This window comes from Nitrosomonas sp. TNE100 (genome assembly GCF_055387135.1).
On the sequence record NZ_AP040997.1, the window covers coordinates 243,954 to 259,917 of the forward strand.

Annotated in this window: 19 protein-coding genes and 1 pseudogene; 12 read left to right on the forward strand and 8 right to left on the reverse strand. The window is 49.2% G+C overall.

Annotation, left to right across the window (positions count from 1 at the left end):
• Nucleotides 1–4: 4 nt before the first annotated feature.
• The 4 genes from ACZ5EJ_RS01230 to ppk1 all read left to right on the forward strand — a co-directional run bounded on the left by ACZ5EJ_RS01230 (nt 5) and on the right by ppk1 (nt 3,604).
• Nucleotides 5–526 (forward strand): hypothetical protein, encoded by a 522-nt coding sequence (locus ACZ5EJ_RS01230; RefSeq protein ID WP_256328338.1) that lies wholly within the window; start codon nt 5–7, stop codon nt 524–526.
• A complete protein-coding gene (locus ACZ5EJ_RS01235; protein ID WP_011633472.1) occupies nt 516–1,079 on the forward strand; it encodes a GNAT family N-acetyltransferase in 564 nt (187 codons plus the stop codon). The genes ACZ5EJ_RS01230 and ACZ5EJ_RS01235 overlap by 11 nt, the downstream gene beginning before the upstream one ends.
• A gap of 75 nt (nt 1,080–1,154) precedes the next feature.
• On the forward strand, nt 1,155–1,427 hold the full coding sequence (locus ACZ5EJ_RS01240; protein WP_011633473.1) for an oxidative damage protection protein: 273 nt from the start codon (nt 1,155–1,157) through the stop codon (nt 1,425–1,427).
• Between the two features lie 50 nt (nt 1,428–1,477).
• The gene (gene ppk1, locus ACZ5EJ_RS01245; RefSeq protein WP_011633474.1) at nt 1,478–3,604 is read left to right on the forward strand and encodes a polyphosphate kinase 1; all 2,127 of its coding nucleotides are present in this window, start codon (nt 1,478–1,480) and stop codon (nt 3,602–3,604) included.
• 20 nt (nt 3,605–3,624) lie between these two features.
• On the opposite strand, the gene ACZ5EJ_RS01250 is transcribed toward ppk1, so the two are convergent.
• The 4 genes from ACZ5EJ_RS01250 to ACZ5EJ_RS01265 all read right to left on the reverse strand — a co-directional run bounded on the left by ACZ5EJ_RS01250 (nt 3,625) and on the right by ACZ5EJ_RS01265 (nt 6,764).
• Nucleotides 3,625–5,319 carry a SulP family inorganic anion transporter gene (locus ACZ5EJ_RS01250; protein ID WP_464557287.1) on the reverse strand — a complete coding sequence of 565 codons (1,695 nt, stop codon included), beginning with the start codon at nt 5,317–5,319 and terminating at the stop codon, nt 3,625–3,627.
• Nucleotides 5,320–5,348: 29 nt separating this feature from the next.
• Nucleotides 5,349–5,699 carry an ArsR/SmtB family transcription factor gene (locus tag ACZ5EJ_RS01255; RefSeq protein WP_074456207.1) on the reverse strand — a complete coding sequence of 117 codons (351 nt, stop codon included), beginning with the start codon at nt 5,697–5,699 and terminating at the stop codon, nt 5,349–5,351.
• Nucleotides 5,700–6,286: 587 nt separating this feature from the next.
• Complete coding sequence (locus tag ACZ5EJ_RS01260; protein WP_240142252.1) at nt 6,287–6,559, reverse strand: COG3415 family protein; 273 nt, start codon at nt 6,557–6,559, stop codon at nt 6,287–6,289.
• Between the two features lie 55 nt (nt 6,560–6,614).
• Entirely contained in the window at nt 6,615–6,764 is a 150-nt protein-coding gene (locus ACZ5EJ_RS01265) for a hypothetical protein (protein WP_240142253.1), read from the reverse strand.
• Nucleotides 6,765–7,173: 409 nt separating this feature from the next.
• Here ACZ5EJ_RS01265 and ACZ5EJ_RS01270 point away from each other — a divergent pair, with 409 nt between their 5' ends.
• Both ACZ5EJ_RS01270 and ACZ5EJ_RS01275 read left to right on the forward strand, forming a co-directional pair.
• Complete coding sequence (locus tag ACZ5EJ_RS01270; protein WP_011633479.1) at nt 7,174–8,169, forward strand: metal-dependent hydrolase; 996 nt, start codon at nt 7,174–7,176, stop codon at nt 8,167–8,169.
• Nucleotides 8,170–8,247: 78 nt separating this feature from the next.
• Nucleotides 8,248–8,385 (forward strand): transposase domain-containing protein, encoded by a 138-nt coding sequence (locus ACZ5EJ_RS01275; protein WP_439822774.1) that lies wholly within the window; start codon nt 8,248–8,250, stop codon nt 8,383–8,385.
• Here the strand turns inward: ACZ5EJ_RS01275 and ACZ5EJ_RS01280 are convergent.
• Nucleotides 8,382–9,553 (reverse strand): IS3-like element ISNieu3 family transposase gene (locus ACZ5EJ_RS01280; protein WP_464556878.1). Its coding sequence is split into 2 segments (ribosomal slippage): nt 8,382–9,274 and nt 9,274–9,553, totalling 1,173 coding nucleotides; the frame shifts between segments, so codons are not numbered across the junction. The genes ACZ5EJ_RS01275 and ACZ5EJ_RS01280 overlap by 4 nt on opposite strands.
• Nucleotides 9,554–9,619: 66 nt before the next feature.
• Here ACZ5EJ_RS01280 and ACZ5EJ_RS01285 point away from each other — a divergent pair.
• Both ACZ5EJ_RS01285 and ACZ5EJ_RS01290 read left to right on the forward strand, forming a co-directional pair.
• Nucleotides 9,620–9,985: a c-type cytochrome gene (locus tag ACZ5EJ_RS01285; RefSeq protein WP_074456497.1), complete on the forward strand. Its 366-nt coding sequence runs from the start codon at nt 9,620–9,622 to the stop codon at nt 9,983–9,985.
• A gap of 28 nt (nt 9,986–10,013) precedes the next feature.
• A complete protein-coding gene (locus ACZ5EJ_RS01290) occupies nt 10,014–10,901 on the forward strand; it encodes a cytochrome c (protein WP_074456496.1) in 888 nt (295 codons plus the stop codon).
• 760 nt (nt 10,902–11,661) lie between these two features.
• Here the strand turns inward: ACZ5EJ_RS01290 and ACZ5EJ_RS01295 are convergent.
• From ACZ5EJ_RS01295 to ACZ5EJ_RS01305, 3 genes and pseudogenes are all read right to left on the reverse strand, one after another.
• Nucleotides 11,662–11,928 (reverse strand): annotated as a pseudogene (locus tag ACZ5EJ_RS01295) (transposase); the annotation flags it as partial.
• A 52-nt stretch (nt 11,929–11,980) separates the two neighbouring features.
• Complete coding sequence (locus tag ACZ5EJ_RS01300) at nt 11,981–12,361, reverse strand: transposase (RefSeq protein ID WP_256201602.1); 381 nt, start codon at nt 12,359–12,361, stop codon at nt 11,981–11,983.
• 32 nt (nt 12,362–12,393) lie between these two features.
• Nucleotides 12,394–12,588 (reverse strand): transposase, encoded by a 195-nt coding sequence (locus ACZ5EJ_RS01305; protein ID WP_256201603.1) that lies wholly within the window; start codon nt 12,586–12,588, stop codon nt 12,394–12,396.
• A 466-nt stretch (nt 12,589–13,054) separates the two neighbouring features.
• Between ACZ5EJ_RS01305 and ACZ5EJ_RS01310 the strand changes: the two genes are divergently transcribed.
• From ACZ5EJ_RS01310 to ACZ5EJ_RS01325, 4 genes are all read left to right on the forward strand, one after another.
• A complete protein-coding gene (locus ACZ5EJ_RS01310; RefSeq protein ID WP_464557292.1) occupies nt 13,055–13,651 on the forward strand; it encodes a hypothetical protein in 597 nt (198 codons plus the stop codon).
• 90 nt (nt 13,652–13,741) lie between these two features.
• Nucleotides 13,742–14,587, forward strand: a complete 846-nt coding sequence (locus ACZ5EJ_RS01315) for an ANT(3'')-Ia family aminoglycoside nucleotidyltransferase AadA6 (protein ID WP_022675713.1) — start codon at nt 13,742–13,744, stop codon at nt 14,585–14,587.
• A gap of 131 nt (nt 14,588–14,718) precedes the next feature.
• Complete coding sequence (locus ACZ5EJ_RS01320; RefSeq protein ID WP_464557694.1) at nt 14,719–15,231, forward strand: biosynthetic peptidoglycan transglycosylase; 513 nt, start codon at nt 14,719–14,721, stop codon at nt 15,229–15,231.
• Nucleotides 15,213–15,872, forward strand: coding sequence for a hypothetical protein (locus tag ACZ5EJ_RS01325; RefSeq protein WP_218117890.1), 660 nt, complete (start codon nt 15,213–15,215; stop codon nt 15,870–15,872). The genes ACZ5EJ_RS01320 and ACZ5EJ_RS01325 overlap by 19 nt, the downstream gene beginning before the upstream one ends.
• The last annotated feature ends 92 nt before the right edge of the window (nt 15,873–15,964 follow it).

Genomic DNA, 15,964 nt, shown 5'->3' on the forward strand with positions numbered 1-15,964 from the left:
GAGGATGAGATGGCTGATAAAGAGACACGACAGACTGTTATGGGTACTTGGTATGCTGATTGTTTTTCCTGGCACAAGTTTTTCTGAAGCCAGTTTCAATCGACCGTCTCTTCACAGTAGGCAATCCCAGATTCTTCCGGCAATCTGGATGGGAGGTGGTTTGTCGTATTTCCCTTTTTATATTCAACCGCTTCTGCTCTATCCGGAAATACCGGGGCTGTACCCCTGTTTCCCTTTTGGCAGTTGCATGGTGCTGCAACCGTATCGGAAATATGAACGGCGTGAGAAACAGCGGCCAGTATTCAAGCGGGGAGCGCCTTTGGCAGATGACGCCATGGAAATCTGGCGGGCAGGATTGCGCCCAGCTGTAGAGCCATTTCGTACTGATGAGCAGTTAATTATGCCGGCATTCCGGGGGCACAGCCTGATCCGGCCGGAATATCAGAAGGCTGGCAGCATTCTCCCCGAATTTTCAGCCGATGAGCGGAATGAGAACGATGAAAATGAGTGGCCAGATGAACAGTAAAATCCGGATACGAATCTGTTCATCTGGTGATGAAGCAGCACTTGCACTGATTGGCCAGGCGACATTTCTCGAAGCGTTTGCGGGCGTTCTGGAGGGACAAAATATTCTCACGCATTGTGCCAACGCCCATTCTGTTGAGTGTTATCGCAGCTGGCTAGCCGATAGCCGCTATCAACTCTGGCTGGCCGAAATCAGCCCGGGTCACGCCCCCATTGGTTACATGACTGTCGCGCCATCGCCGTTTTTGCTGCCGGACAGCTCCTCGCGTGATCTTGAATTGAAACGAATTTATATTTTCAGCAAATTTCAGGGGCGGGGCCTTGGTAAAAGGCTGCTACAGGAAGCCATTGCCGAATCACGTGCCCGCATGGCGGAGCGTTTGTTACTCGGTGTATATGAACATAATGATGCCGCCATCGGGTTTTATACCCGCATGGGGTTTCGCAAGGTAGGGACGCGCAAATTCAACATGGGCGGGCTGGAATGTGATGACTACGTCATGGGGCTGACAGTCTTTGCTTCCGAGTCTATCCATTCGGAAAATATATTGTAAACTGCCCATTGGTATGACGTGTATTCATCTCTCATAAAAATAGTCGTGTAATCAATCTAAACGGATAACAACAATATGGCCAGAAATGTGCAATGCATCAAACTTGGGTGTGAAGCGGAGGGGCTGGATTTTCCACCTTACCCAGGGGAATTGGGTAAACGGATTTTTGAAAATGTCTCCAGGGAAGCATGGGGGCAATGGATCAAACACCAGACGATGCTGGTGAATGAAATGCGGCTGAGCATGGCAGATATCAAGGCGCGCAAATATCTCGCCACCCAAATGGAAGCCTATTTCTTTGGTGAAGGAGCTGAGCAGCCGGTTGGCTACGTTCCTCCCGAAAAATAAACTATTGCGACCGTTTTCTACATTCCGGAAATATTGGGCAGGGGCTGATCGTGGTAAATAACGAACCGGACAAGGCATCGGCAACCAGGCCGGATATCCCGCTTACCAAACAGTTTTTGAATCGCGAGCTTAGCCAGATTGAATTTAATCGCCGCGTGCTGGCTCAGGCGGAAAATGAAGAAATCCCGTTGCTGGAGCGTTTGCGCTTTATCTGTATTGTCAGCAGCAATCTTGATGAATTCTTTGAAGTGCGCATTGCCGGGCTAAAAGAACAGATCAAGCTGGATTCCCCAGGTTTTGGTTCGGATGGCATGTCGCCGGGCCAGACGTTTGAACAGGTATCCAGGCAGGTGCATGAGCTGATTTCCCGGCAATATCAGCTGCTCAATGATGACGTTCTTCCCGCGTTAGTGGAGCAGGGTATCTGTTTTTTGCGTCGTAATGTCTGGGATGACAGCCAGCGTGAATGGATCCGGAATTTTTTCTTTCGTGAGCTGATGCCGATGCTGACTCCCATCGGTCTTGATCCTTTGCATCCTTTTCCGCGCGTGTTGAATAAAAGCCTGAATTTTGCGGTCGGGCTGGAAGGAAAAGATGCATTTGGCCGCAACTCTGGTGTTGCGATCGTACAGGCGCCCCGTATCCTGCCGCGTCTGATACGGTTGCCGAAAGAAGTCAGTAGCTACCCCTATAGTTTCGTATTTTTGTCCTCCATTATTCACGCGCATGTCGGCGAACTTTTCGCAGGGATGCATGTTACCGGCTGTTACCAGTTTCGCGTTACCCGCGATAGTGATTTGTATGTGGATGAAGAAGAAATCAAGAATCTGCGGATCGCATTGCAGGGCGAGTTATCACAGCGCCATCTGGGGGATGCAGTCAGGCTTGAGGTAGCAGATAACTGCTCACAGCAAATGGCAGAATTTCTGCTGGAACAGTTTGCACTCAAAAACGAGGACCTGTTCCAGGTAAGGGGGCCAGTCAATTTGGTCAGATTGATGCAGGTGTTTGATCTGATTGATCGGCCTGATCTCAAATTTCCACGTTTCGTTCCGGGTCTTCCTTTCTTGCCCCGGAAAAAGAAGGGGCATAATATTTTTGAGGTGATCAGCAAGGGTGATATCTTGCTGCATCATCCTTACCAGTCGTTTCAGCCAGTTGTTGAATTCATCCAGCAAGCCAGCGCTGATCCGGATGTTATGGCAATCAAGCAGACGGTGTATCGTGCCGGTTCAGACTCGACTCTGATGGAGGCGCTTGTGGCAGCCGCCAGTCTAGGCAAGGAAGTGACCGTAGTGGTGGAACTACTCGCTCGCTTCGATGAAGAAGCCAACATCAACTGGGCCAAGCGGCTGGAAGAAGTGGGCGCGCACGTTATTTATGGTGTCTTTGGCCACAAAACACACTGCAAAATGGCCATGGTGGTGCGGCGTGAAGCAGGCCAGCTAAAGCGCTATGTACACTTGGGAACAGGCAATTATCATACGGGAACAGCGCGGGTTTATACCGATTTTGGCTTGCTGACCTGTCATGAAGAAATCTGTACTGATGTCAGCGAGGTGTTTTTACAATTAACCGGACTGGGCAAGGCAAGCAAACTGCGGCATCTCTGGCAGTCACCTTTTAATTTGCATAACCAGATACTGAACAGCATCCAGCAGGAAGTAAAACATGCTACTGCAGGAAAGCCGGCTGCCATCATTGCTAAAATGAATGCCTTACTGGAACCGGCTGTCATTCAGGCGCTGTATGCCGCTTCCGCCGCCGGGGTAAAAATCAATCTGATTGTACGAGGTGCCTGTGCATTGCGCCCCGGTGTACCGGGGTTATCGGAGAATATCCGGGTGCGTTCCATTGTCGGGCGGTTTCTGGAGCATTCCCGTATTTTTTATTTTCTCAACAGCAAGCAGCACAACGTCTATCTGGCAAGCGCCGACTGGATGAGCCGGAATTTCTTCCGGCGCGTGGAAATTTGTTTTCCGGTGCTTGATCCACGGCTGAAAAAACGCGTTATTGTAGAAGGATTGAAACCGTATTTGCGCGATAACGTACAAGCCTGGGAAATGGATGGCGACGGGTATTACAAGCACAAATCAGCCAGAAGGAACAGTAGATTCAGTGCGCAGGAGGTCTTGCTTGAAAAGCTTGCAGCAGTTAAACAGGAGGCGATCGAATAATGTAATCTCATACAGGCGTTTTATAGTGGCGCGTGCGTAGTATCGTAATCCTTGGCAATTTCCTCTCCCATACCATCAAAGCTTTCCATGATCTCCTGTGCACGCTGTAAGGCGGCCTCAATATGGGGCAGAATATTTTCTTGGCCAATGCTGCTAGTAATGGATGAACGCTTTAGCATCTGTGCTGGCTGGTTACGTATGCCACACACAAGCAAGGTTTTGCCCGCCTGCTGCAAACGTTCAGGCAAACTTTCCAATGCATGTAGTCCTGTTGCATCAATTGCAATCATGTTGTGTAGGTGCAGAATCACAATGGGTGCGAACTGAGTAAGGTCTGTTGTTTTTTCCAATAGTTTATCGGTTGCGCCAAATAAAAATGGCCCCTGAATGCGCAAGATTGAAACATAGGAGGGGAGTCCCCTGTCTTGCAAGCTGTGAGCACGTCCGCTCTGAACATACTCATCGGTTACCGTGTAGACCGACGTTGTTTGTGATACACGATAGATATACAGCAGCGCAGCCAGCACAATACCAACTTCAACTGCAACGGTTAAATCAGCTAATACGGTTAAGCTAAAGGTGGCGGCCCATACTGCCTGCTCGGCTTTAGGAAGACGTATGATGCCGCGAATTTCTTTCCATTCTCCCATGTTGTAGGCGACGACAAAGAGCACTGCTGCCAACACTGCCAGCGGAATAAAACGCGCCAGGGGCGCTGCGATCAATAAAATGAGTAACAGTGTCAGGGCATGAATAACGCCTGCAACCGGGGTTTTTGCACCAGAACGAATATTGGTGGCTGTGCGCGCAATTGCACCGGTAGCAGGAATGCCTCCCACCAGTGGTGTGGCCAGATTCGCTACACCCTGCGCAATCAGCTCTACGTTAGAGTTGTGTTTGTCACCACTCATACCATCAGCGACCACTGCCGAGAGCAGACTTTCCACTGCTGCAAGTAATGCAACGGTTAATGCAGAAGGGAGAAGTGGAATGATCAGATCAGGTTGGAAAGCGGGCATGGTTAGTGCGGGTAAACCGGTTGGAATATCACCAAATGTACTGCCAATGGTTTCAATCGGCAGATTAAATCCCGCAGCACAAGCAGTTCCTAAGAACAACGCCACAATTGAGCCCGGAATATGTTTACTGATGCGTGGAAACAGTAAAATGACCGCCAGTGAAGCGCTTGCCATCAACACTGTTGGGATATTGATCGTGTCAATATATGTCCAGAGCATGGTAATGCGTTCTATAAATTCACTGGGAGCAGCAGGTGTTTGTAGCCCTAAAAAATCCTTGATTTGAGTTGAGGCAATCAGTAATGCAATCCCGTTAGTAAAACCAATAATTACTGGGCGCGGAATGAACTTGACTGCGGTACCCAAACCGGTAATGCCCATGATGATCAGTATCACACCAGCCATCATCGTAACCATCAATAAACCGGAAAAACCAAATTTGATAATGATGTCTGCAACAATCACCACAAACGCGCCGGTTGGGCCACCGATTTGCGTGTGCGAACCACCCAATGCCGAGATAATGAATCCGGCTACAACGGCAGTATAAATTCCCGATTGCGGAGTAGCACCTGAAGCAATGCCAAAAGCCATTGCTAATGGCAGCGCTACCAGGCCAACAGTCAGCCCGGCGATCAGATCAGCCACAAAATCCTGCCTAGAGTAGTTACGCAGGCATACAACAAGTTTGGGCATCCATTGATTCCAGCCGGAAGTGTATTTACTCATTGTTCGCCGGATTCTGTTTTATCTATCTGCTCAAGCTCCTGAAACATCATCACGGATTCCTCAATATGCGTCTGAAAGTAGCGGCGCATGATATCCAGAACCTCTATAAGAAGTGGATCACGCACCATATAAAAAACCTGATTACCTTTTTTACGCGTAGCGACAATCTGCTTGGCGCGTAAGACAGCGAGATGCTGTGAAGCATTTGCCTGCTCTAACGCCAACTTATCGATAATAATGCCGGCGGACAGCTCACCCTCTCGTAGCGCTTCTACAATAGCAATACGCGTTGGGTGTGCCAGCGCCTGAAAAACACTGGCCTTGAATTGTCGCAAAACATCCGACATTGAAACACCTGCTGTTGAAATAGAAGGATGGAAGTGTAATATTATATTTGTATATTCGCAATAAAGAATATAGCTATGAATTCTATATGTGGATGAAATAGACAAAAGACATGAGTAATACGAAAAGATATCGAGATCAGCGAAGATTGTCGTGATTCATCGTCTGCGCAATAATCGTTGACACAAGCATCTTCATCAGCGACATCAACGCCGATAGGAAGTAACATCACTCATCCACAAAACGGAAGATGTCGGCAACATGTAGTGGTCAAGTAATTTCAGACACTACGATAGGTTCCAGGGATCCAAAACTCATCTGCATCTTCTACTCCACTCACCTTTTACCTTTCGCCAGTTTAGGTGTTTATTTGGCTAACGTGGGGAAGTTGTGCAGGAGTCTTCAGGTTGTCGGCACCACAATGTCACCTGGCTGCAGCGTGGGGCACAGGCATGTTTGAATATAGGCGAGAAACGCGGCCCCGTTCATTGGGCCGTCGAGCACTAACGGAGCGGTGATCGCATCGTGACGCAGTCCCGCAATGAAGGTGGTGCTCTTCCAGTGGCCGTTGCCGTCTCATCCAGAAAGACTAGGTGACGGCAATCCCAATGCTGCTGCTCGCGGGCCCACTCAGTTCGTGCCTGACGTACGTCTGTGCGCGATTGCTCGCTGGCGTGCAGGTTTTTTTTAAACTCAACCCCCATTTGTTCAGTTGATGCCATAGCGCCGGCACCTTGATCTGAATGCCTTCTGCAGCCAAACGTTCACTAAGCTCGACAAGCGTTAGATCCGGCGTGGCTTCTATCCATTGCCGAATCTGCGCTTCCTTGTGCGCAATGCGGGATCGCCGATAACCTCCCATCGGCAAACTATGGCGCTGGCCCTCTTCTTTCCATCGCTTGCGTACCTGATAACACCTACACGCGACTCACCTCAAAGCGCCGGGCAATTGCCGTTGGACCTTCGCCACGATCCAACGCACCCAGAATGCGATCTCGAAGATCTTGTGAATAGGCATGCATAACCTTCCCCATCAGTTGTGATAGAAAATAGTCTATTACATGCATATATTTAAATCAAAAATGCTCTAGTTACACAGCAGCCCTGGTTTACCAGGGTACTTTGCAATGAGTCAGCACGGCTGCCTTGTACGTATTACCTGACTCAAAGGGCGTTTTTATAATTCCTGAATTTGAACACTTCCGTACTGTGTGGTAAGGATATGAGAGTCATCGCTGAGAACACTTGCACAAATATTTTCATCAATTGGATTGACCTTCACCCTTGGGCATCTTTCGCCTTAAGTGCCATAATTCGGCAAAATCTTTGGCTTTTTTGTGTGAAGAACCAAAACATAGTCATTTCTCGATCGATTATCATCATGTATGACAGCTAAGTCAGCTTTCAGTACATGGAAAAATCCTGGAAAAAGGGTTTATTTTTTATCCCCACATAGAATAACTTTCAAAGTCGGTTATGGATCCTATTACCCATGGGCTCATTGGTGCTACCACTACGCAGTCCTTTGCTAATAAACAAAATATTCGGCAAATATCCCTTGTTGGATTTTTTGGTGCACTCTTACCTGATTTAGATGTATTTATTAATAGTGCTGCTGATCCATTGTTAACTGTCGAATTCCATCGGCAGTTTAGCCACTCTCTATTTTTTACTCCGGTTGGCGCTCTAATTGCAACCGTAATCATTTGGTGGTTAGTTAGAAAAAAGCTAAGCTTCAAAGAAACGTATTTTTATAGTCTTTTGGCTTATGGATCTGCCTGCCTTTCAGATGCCGCAACCAGTTACGGGGTGCAATTGTTGTGGCCTTTTACGGATGAGCGGTTTTCATGGAATCTAATCTCTATTTTTGATCCTCTTTTTTCGCTGATATTGATTCTGGCGGTAGGTTTTGCATTCTATAAAAAGAAATCTCTATTTGCATGGATTGGGCTTGGGTGGATTGCCATTTATTTGGCATTTGGCTTCTCTCAGCAAAAGAGGGTAGAGGATTTGGCTCATGAAATAGCTAGCCGACAAGGCCACATAATTGAGTATTTAACAGTCAAACCAACCATGGCCAATGAAATTTTGTGGAGTATTCGTTATACGCAAGGAGATAATCTTTACACTTACGGAGTGCGACTGTTGCCTTTTTCAAAACCAAAATTATATGAAGGGGAAGTAGTGGCTTTGTTAAATTGGAAACAAAAATATGCGCCATTCAAAGGCACTACTATGTATCAAGATATCCAACGATTTAGCAAGCTTTCAGACGGGATACTGATTCTACATCCCGATTATGACTATGTAATTGGTGATGGGCGATATTCCTTATTGCCAACAACGGCTGCTCCGCTTTGGGGAATTGAGATTGATGTCACCAAATCAAATTCTCATGTACCTTTCGGCACCTACCGCAATCTTACCAAAGAAGTTCGCCAAGACTTTATGGATATGTTATTGGGTAAGTAAATGAACTTATTTCATTTGAAATGAAAAAATGGGGGGGTTGGAGCTAATAAATACAATATTCCGGGTGCCGGTGCGTTAATGGGTGATTGCATTGCCGAACTCAACGGCCTGAACCCTTCTGTCTGGCTCAAAGACACACTCATAAAATTACCTGCCTGGCCTAATAATCGAATTGACGAGTTAACGTGGTCAAGTAAAATCGGACACCTCAGTTAAGCTGCTTTTATCGATTTTGCTGCTTCTGCTTCATATTGATTCGGACTTTTGTAATCCAGGTATGAATGCAGTCTTTGGTTATTATAAAACACGGCGATATACTGCAAAATATCCTGCTGTGCTGCATGGCGGGTTTGGTAATGCCGCCATTGGCAGCGTTCCTGCTTGAGGCTGCCAAAGAAACTTTCCGCAACCGCATTATCCCAACAATTTCCCAGACGACTCATACTGCCAATAAAACCGTATGCTTTCAGTAGATTGCGGTATGCTTTGCTAGCATACTGCGACCCACGATCCGAATGCACGATCAGGCCAGGCGGTGGCCGGCGTAGCCAGATCGCCATTCGTAATGCATCACAAACCAGTGTTGTTTTCATCCGTGAGCTCATACTCCAGCCCACCACCTTTCGGGAGAACAAATCGATGACAACCGCCAGATACAGCCAGCCTTCCTGAGTCCAAATGCAGGTAATGTCGCAAACATAGACTTGATCCGGTCTGGCAACCGTAAATTGCCGATTCAATTGGTTCTCAAACACTGGCAACGGGTGATTGCTGTCCGTCGTCACCTTGTACTTCTTCCGGTGTTTCACTTGTATCCCGGCTTCTTGCATTAGTCTTCTCGCCTTCCAGCGACTAACCCGATAGTCCAAGGCATTTAGCGCTCGTTTCATCCTGCGACTGCCATAGGTGTAATCGCATGATTTTGCAATATTCTGCACAGCATTAAGTAGTTGCCTGTGGTGTAGATCATCCGGGCAATTGCAGCGGCGTTGTTCATAGTCATAGTAAGCACTGCGACTGACACCCAATAGCCGGCACATCAGGCCGACCGGGTAGGTCTTTTTCTTTTGGGTGATGAACGAATACTTCACTTCGTTTCTTTCGCGAAAAAGACCGCCGCCTCCTTTAGTATTTGCCGCTCAAGCTTTAATTGCTTGTTTTCTAGTTTAAGCCGCCGGATTTCTTCCTGCTCCGGTGTCAGTTTCCCATTACCGCGGAATGCCTGACCATTAGTATCCGCCTGGCTCTCCCTGATCCATCGCCCAAGCATGTTAGCCCTGATTTCCAGGCTTCTGGCAGCTTCTGCTATCGTTAATCCCTGATCCAGTACCAAGCTGATTGCATCCAGCTTGAATTCCTTTGTATAGTGTTTCCTGGGCTCCATTTCATCCTCCAATTAAGACTATTTTCTCTTAACTGGAGTGTCCGGGTCTATTAGACCATATCACATATGACGCTGTATGCGTTCAACCTGGCTCCGCTGGGCGCCATGGCCAAGGGCGAGATCGCCTATAATGCCGACGTCGCTACTGCGGCAGCAGAAAACCTTGCTGCGCTGGCCCGAATAGATGAATCGCGCTACTGGCCACCAGGATCGGACACGGCAACCCTGGGCGAAGAGCATACTAAGGCATTGAAAGAGATTTGGGCAGAGGGCAGCAAGATCGGCAGCCATGTGGAGAAACTGATCGAGACCAGCGCCGACATGGCCAAGGCGGCAGGCAACGGGCTGGCATCATTACGCGCGGCAATGATTCCGCTGGGAAAATCCTGCAGTGGTTGCCACGAGGACTTCCGTGCTGCGACGGATGAGTAAGTCGGCATAGCGTCGGCCAGAGGTAACTATGGCAAGATTACTGCGCTACCTGATTGTTTTGATGCTAATTGGCGGCGGCGCGTTCTGGTTCCTGACCAGTCCGCAGCGCGCAGATGTCAATGTATTCGCAGATACCAGCGGAGATGCCAAACGCGGCGAGACGATCTTCTGGGCTGGAGGCTGTGCATCGTGTCATGCAGCGCCCGGGGCCAAGGATGAGGCTCGGCTGGTACTGGCGGGCGGCTATCGGATCGTCAGTCCGTTTGGTACTTTTATAGCACCCAATATTTCGCCGTCAGACGAAGGTTTGGCTGGCTGGAGCGTAGCGGATCTGGGAAACGCGCTGTTGTATGGTACGTCCCCGGATGGCCGACACTACTACCCGGCTTTCCCCTATAGCAGCTATCAGCACATGAAGACGCAGGACATCGCAGATCTGAAGGCATTCCTGGATACGTTACCGTCCTCGGACACCCCGAACACCCCACATGAGCTTGGATTTCCCTTTACCATCCGACGCGGCATCGGTCTGTGGAAGCTGCTGAACATGTCGCCTAATTGGATGCTGGAAGCAGCCGACTCGCCGGAGCTTGAGCGCGGACGTTACTTGGTCGAGGCACTGGCCCATTGTGGGGAATGCCATACACCGCGCAACGTGACCGGGGGACTGGATCGCAGCCGATGGATGGCCGGTGCACCCAATCCGTCGGGAGAGGGCAAGATACCGGGAATTACGCCAGACACGCTGGACTGGAATACAAGGGATATCGTCTTTTACCTGGAAACCGGTCTGGACCCGGATTATGACAGCGCGGGCGCGCAGATGGTGTCGGTGATTGCCAATATGGGCCACCTGACGATCGAGGATCGCACCGCAATCGCCGCTTATCTCAAGGCATTACCACCGAGCAATTAGTAGTGATGGGAGCGTACGCTGCCCCCTGCTTTGCGGACTTCCCCAGGATGCTTCGCTGCTCACAGACGACATCCAGTTCCCTTGCAGCCGGCTTGGCAAGTGAACTTAGCGTTAACCGTTCTAAATGGTGCCGTTTTTCTCTATTCCAGCATTACCTGGGGCAGGAGCAGGCAGATACAGGCAAGCTGGGATGACGATGATTTGAGCCTCTACTAGATTCTAATGATTTATGCAGCGCATCAGGAAACTCAGCTTACCCAGTGGGAGAGTGTGAATGTGTTGGAAGTGTGGCTTTATTCCCTATCCGTGTAGGAAGACGAGAAACGTAACTCGCTACCAGTACGATTTCCGTCTTTGATGAAGGAGACTCAGCTGGTCCCCCTTTCACCGCAAGTACCAGGGTTGCTGCAGCGGGTTGCTTTACGAGTGATTCTATTGGACCTGGAATCCGTTTGGCACTGGCAACGGCCCGTGGGTCGACACCCTTTGGACGTACTATTTCCAAAGGGCCGATTGGCTCAATCGGTAACTGCCCGTTTAATGATGGTGGCGTCATCCGGTGACACGACCGGGGGCTTGGACGCGGGACCTCGTCTGGACGATCTTATACGTGTTAATGGGCATTGCCGCATAACAAAGACCTTTGCATAACCCTGATAATTTTGTTGTAGCGGTGGGGGAGGGATTTCCAAATGATACTTTTATGTGTTTTTAACAGAAAAATGAAGTTTTACTCCTTTTCCAAAGGAGTTTTTCACCCTTATGCTGCATTGGGGCAGACTGCTCCCCTTTTGAATGGCTCATCCACAAAAATTTTGTTGGCAGCTTTTTTCAGATTCATGCAGATGCTTTTCAGCACGACTTGGACATTGACTTTTATCGTGCCGAAGTAGCTGGCGCGCCCCATTCCAAATAGGTGTTTGGCCGTGCCAAAACATTGTTCGACGATATAGCGTTTTTTACTGATCAATTTGTTTACCAGCTTCTGTCGTGCCGAGAGTGGTTTGTTCCTTATATGCCCGGTGCATGATCGCGCTCTTGATTTTGTGCTTTTTCAGAAACTGCCGATTGGCGTTGGCTTACTGAACCTTTATCCGCATACACTCGATTCGCCTCGATGTGCGTGTGCGCGCCAACGATGGTTGTTTCGAAATGCACCATTTCGCTCTGGTTGGCAGGGGCGGTGTGCACCCCGCGCACGTAGCCGTCTTCCGCATCCACTCCAGTGTGATGGTCTTTTTAGGACGCGCCGCCGACTCAATCAGTATGGCATCAATCACCGCACCCGTCGTACCCTTGACCATCAAACTGTGTGATTGAATCTGTTCATTGATAGAGGCCAGAAGACCATCCAGCCTGTCGTTGACCATCAGGCGGATGCGAAACCGGCACAGAATAGTTTCATCCGGTATCGCATCCGACGAGGACAAACCGCAAAAATGCAGAAAATCAATCTGCACACGCAGCGCTTGCTCCAATCCGACAAGCTATGTCACTGACCAAGCAGGATCACCTTCAATATCATCAGTGCGTCAAACGGTTTCTGCCCTCCACCATTTGATAGCTCGCGCTTGTATAAACCAGTCAGCATCGGACGTAATGCTCCCCAGTCAATCAACGCGTCAATCTTCATCAGCGCGTTGTTTTGTTTCAGACGTTGCGCCAGTTCCAGGGATCCAAAACTCATCTGCATCTTCTACTTCTCTCACTTTTTATCTTTTGCCAGTTTAGGTGTTTATTTGGCTAACGTGGCGAAGTTGTGCAGGAGTCTTTTCAATATGAATGGGTCATCCAGGATCGGGATTCTGGTGGTTGATCTATCAGCCACCATCGTTCCCACCGTAATAAACAGATAATTCCTCCTTTACTCGTTGATTAAGATCAACTTCAAGCGCAGCAGAATACTTGAAACCTTATTTCTGAAATTTCAAAGGAGTTGATTGACTCCTGATCAGGGTAGCAAGCTGCCGCGAAGCTGACCGAATGAGCAAGGCGTAATCAAAACAAAAGATTGCGATATTTCATTCAGGAAGTTTTTTTAATTCAAAATCTTACTGAATAATGAGATTTGTTATACACCTATTTTCAAAGAAGTATGCACCGTTTACGGTGCATACTGAACGTTATGCACTTCAATTCAGAAAGGTGAGCGCATGAGAATTTTGACTTTGTCATTACCAATACTGCTTGCGGGGTGTGCAACCAACGCGACAGTTCCAAATATTCCTTCAAATGTTGTTCTGTCCGCCCCAGGGGCATACAACGAACAATATATTGAATCCGTAAAATTTGACATTGGCATAAGCCATAAACAGTCAAGCCCGGCAAAGTGCCTTGCTTTAGTTGTCAATAACAGTGAGCACACCCTTACAGACTCATCTAACTCTTTTGTAGGTGCTTACACTGGGAATTACTACAACATAGAGAAAAGTCGGCAGGTAGGCGGCGGTCAATCGCTACTCTATTCAGACGAAACCTCGGCCATAGCAAAAGGTAATACAAAGGGTACGTTCACATTTGGCTTAGTACCAATAACTAAAATTGTCACCTTCAAAATCGAAGTAAACGCCACACCTGAGAACAGGTTCATTAAATTCACAGATATCCAAGCTGCCCAAGAATCAACCGGAGCTGCAAACAACACTGGCTTCAGTAAAGCTGGTGCATGGTCTGGGGCAGAACCGATCTTCGTCTACAACCTTTTAAACAAAGTTTCAGACGACATTAAATCTTGCATGTCTGGCAGCTAAAGTATCGAAGCGCATAACAACTGGTTCAAGTCGCTCGCTGCGCTCACTGGGACGGGCTAAAGCCCGCCCCTTAACCAATCGTTAGACATCATGAGTAACGCAGTACCCGCCGAGATTTCGGTACAGCTATCACTGGCTCTCAACGCCATCGAGCGTCATCTGGAATCAACGTTGCTGGCCGTGCATTTGTACGGCTCTGCACTGGACGGTGGCCTGAAGCCATACAGTGATATTGATTTGCTGGTTACTGTGGCTGCACGGCTCGATGAGACTGTCCGACAAGCCCTGGTCGTAGATCTCTTGGAAATTTCTGCCTCCCCTGGCCAAAGTGAGGCTCTCCGCGCCTTGGAAGTTACCATCGTCGTGCATGGTGATGTTGTCCCTTGGCGTTATCCGGCCAGACGGGAACTGCAATTCGGGGAGTGGCAGCGTAAGGACATTCTTGCGGGCATCTTCGAGCCCGCCACAACCGATGTTGATCTGGCTATTCTGCTAACTAAAGTAAGGCAGCATAGCCTTGCATTGGCAGGTTCGGCCGCAGAGGATTTCTTTAACCCAGTTCCGGAAGGCGATCTATTCAAGGCATTGAGCGACACTCTGAAACTATGGAATTCGCAGCCGGATTGGGAAGGCGATGAGCGGAATGTAGTGCTTACCTTGTCTCGCATTTGGTACAGCGCAGCAACCGGCAAGATCGCACCGAAGGATATCGTTGCCAACTGGGCAATGGAGCGTCTGCCAGATCAACATAAGCCCGTACTGCTTGAAGCCCGGCAGGCTTATCTTGGACAAGGAGAAGATTGCTTGGCCTCACGCGCGGATCAGTTGGCGGCGTTCGTTCACTTCGTGAAACATGAAGCCACTAAATTGCTTAGTGCCATGCCAGTGATGTCTAACAATTCATTCAAGCCGACGCCGCTTCGCGGCGCGGCTTAATTCAGGCGTTAGATTTCACGGATACACTGATGCGAAAGCAAATTAAAATCGAGTGGGCTGCGATAAAGGTTGGCATAAGCGCAGTGGAGCGCGGCCTCGCATCCGGCAAATATCCGGTACCACCGAAATCTATGGAGCAATTGCTTATTGTTGGCGAGGACCACCGCTTCTGGCACCACTGCGGAGTGGATATCTTCGCGCTCTGCCGTGCGTTTTGGCGAAGCCTTCACGGCTCGCGGCAAGGTGGCTCCACCATAGCTATGCAACTCGTCCGCACGCTTACAGGGAGCTACGAACGGTCCTTCCCGCGAAAGGTTCGAGAGGTCGTGCTCGCCATACTGGTTACTTCCATTTACGGTAGAGAGCGACTTCCCGCGTATTACATATCGTTGGCATATTATGGATGGCGTATGAATAGCTTTTCACAAGCGTGCAGCCGACTCCGGCTTGATCCGCTGAGTATGAGGTCCGCGGATGCCGCAGGCCTTGTAGCACGGCTGAAGTACCCAGAGCCGCGTGTCACCGGCGCGCGACGCAAAACACAGATCAAAAAGAGAACAACACACTTGCTGTCGCTCGCCTTTTCCGATCAAGTAAACCATCCTAGCGTGCCGCAGGACGCAATGTGGATCAGTTCAAAGTAGCTAGCCATCTAAAAAGCATGCTGCAAGCATATCCTGCGGCAGCCGATGTTGCCGCGGCCGGGAAGCACGGGGGCGCGCAAGCAAGGTACGCGCTTGCGCGGCTGTGGCTGTCCGAGGGCATCCCGTGGGCGTTCAAGGAATGCCCTGCCGTGTACGAATCCATGCGGTCCTGGCTTGGTGTAATGCTCGGCGTGGACCCCAAGGAGGTCGGCCTTACGGGTAGCGCACGTTTAGGTTCCTCGCTGTCGCCACAAAAGCTCGGGCAGCCCTACGGCGACGCTTCGGATCTAGACTTATTCATAGTCTCAGAGAGGCTGTTCGACCAACTACGCGAGGAATTTACAAATTGGTCGTTCTCTTTTGAATCCGGCAAGGTCAGTGCACATAACGAACGGGAGCTTACATTCTGGAAAGCCAATAATGAGAGGGGTCCAAAAGTTATACAAAGAGGGTTCATTGATCAAAACATGATTCCGAACCATTCAGCATATCCAATCACGTCCAAGATCAGTCAGACGATGTGGCTAGTTGTCGAAAAACTCAAGAGAACACCGGGAGCACCGCGGCCAAGTAAAGCATCCATCCGGTGCTACTCTTCTTGGCTGTCCTTTGTACAACAGATCTCAATAAACTTGCAATAGGGCTTAAAATCTAACCAGTCATTCAACCGGACGCCAAAACCGCTACGCGGTTTCGCCGCCGGTTAATTCCAGCGTTACGTGTAATTAGTCCG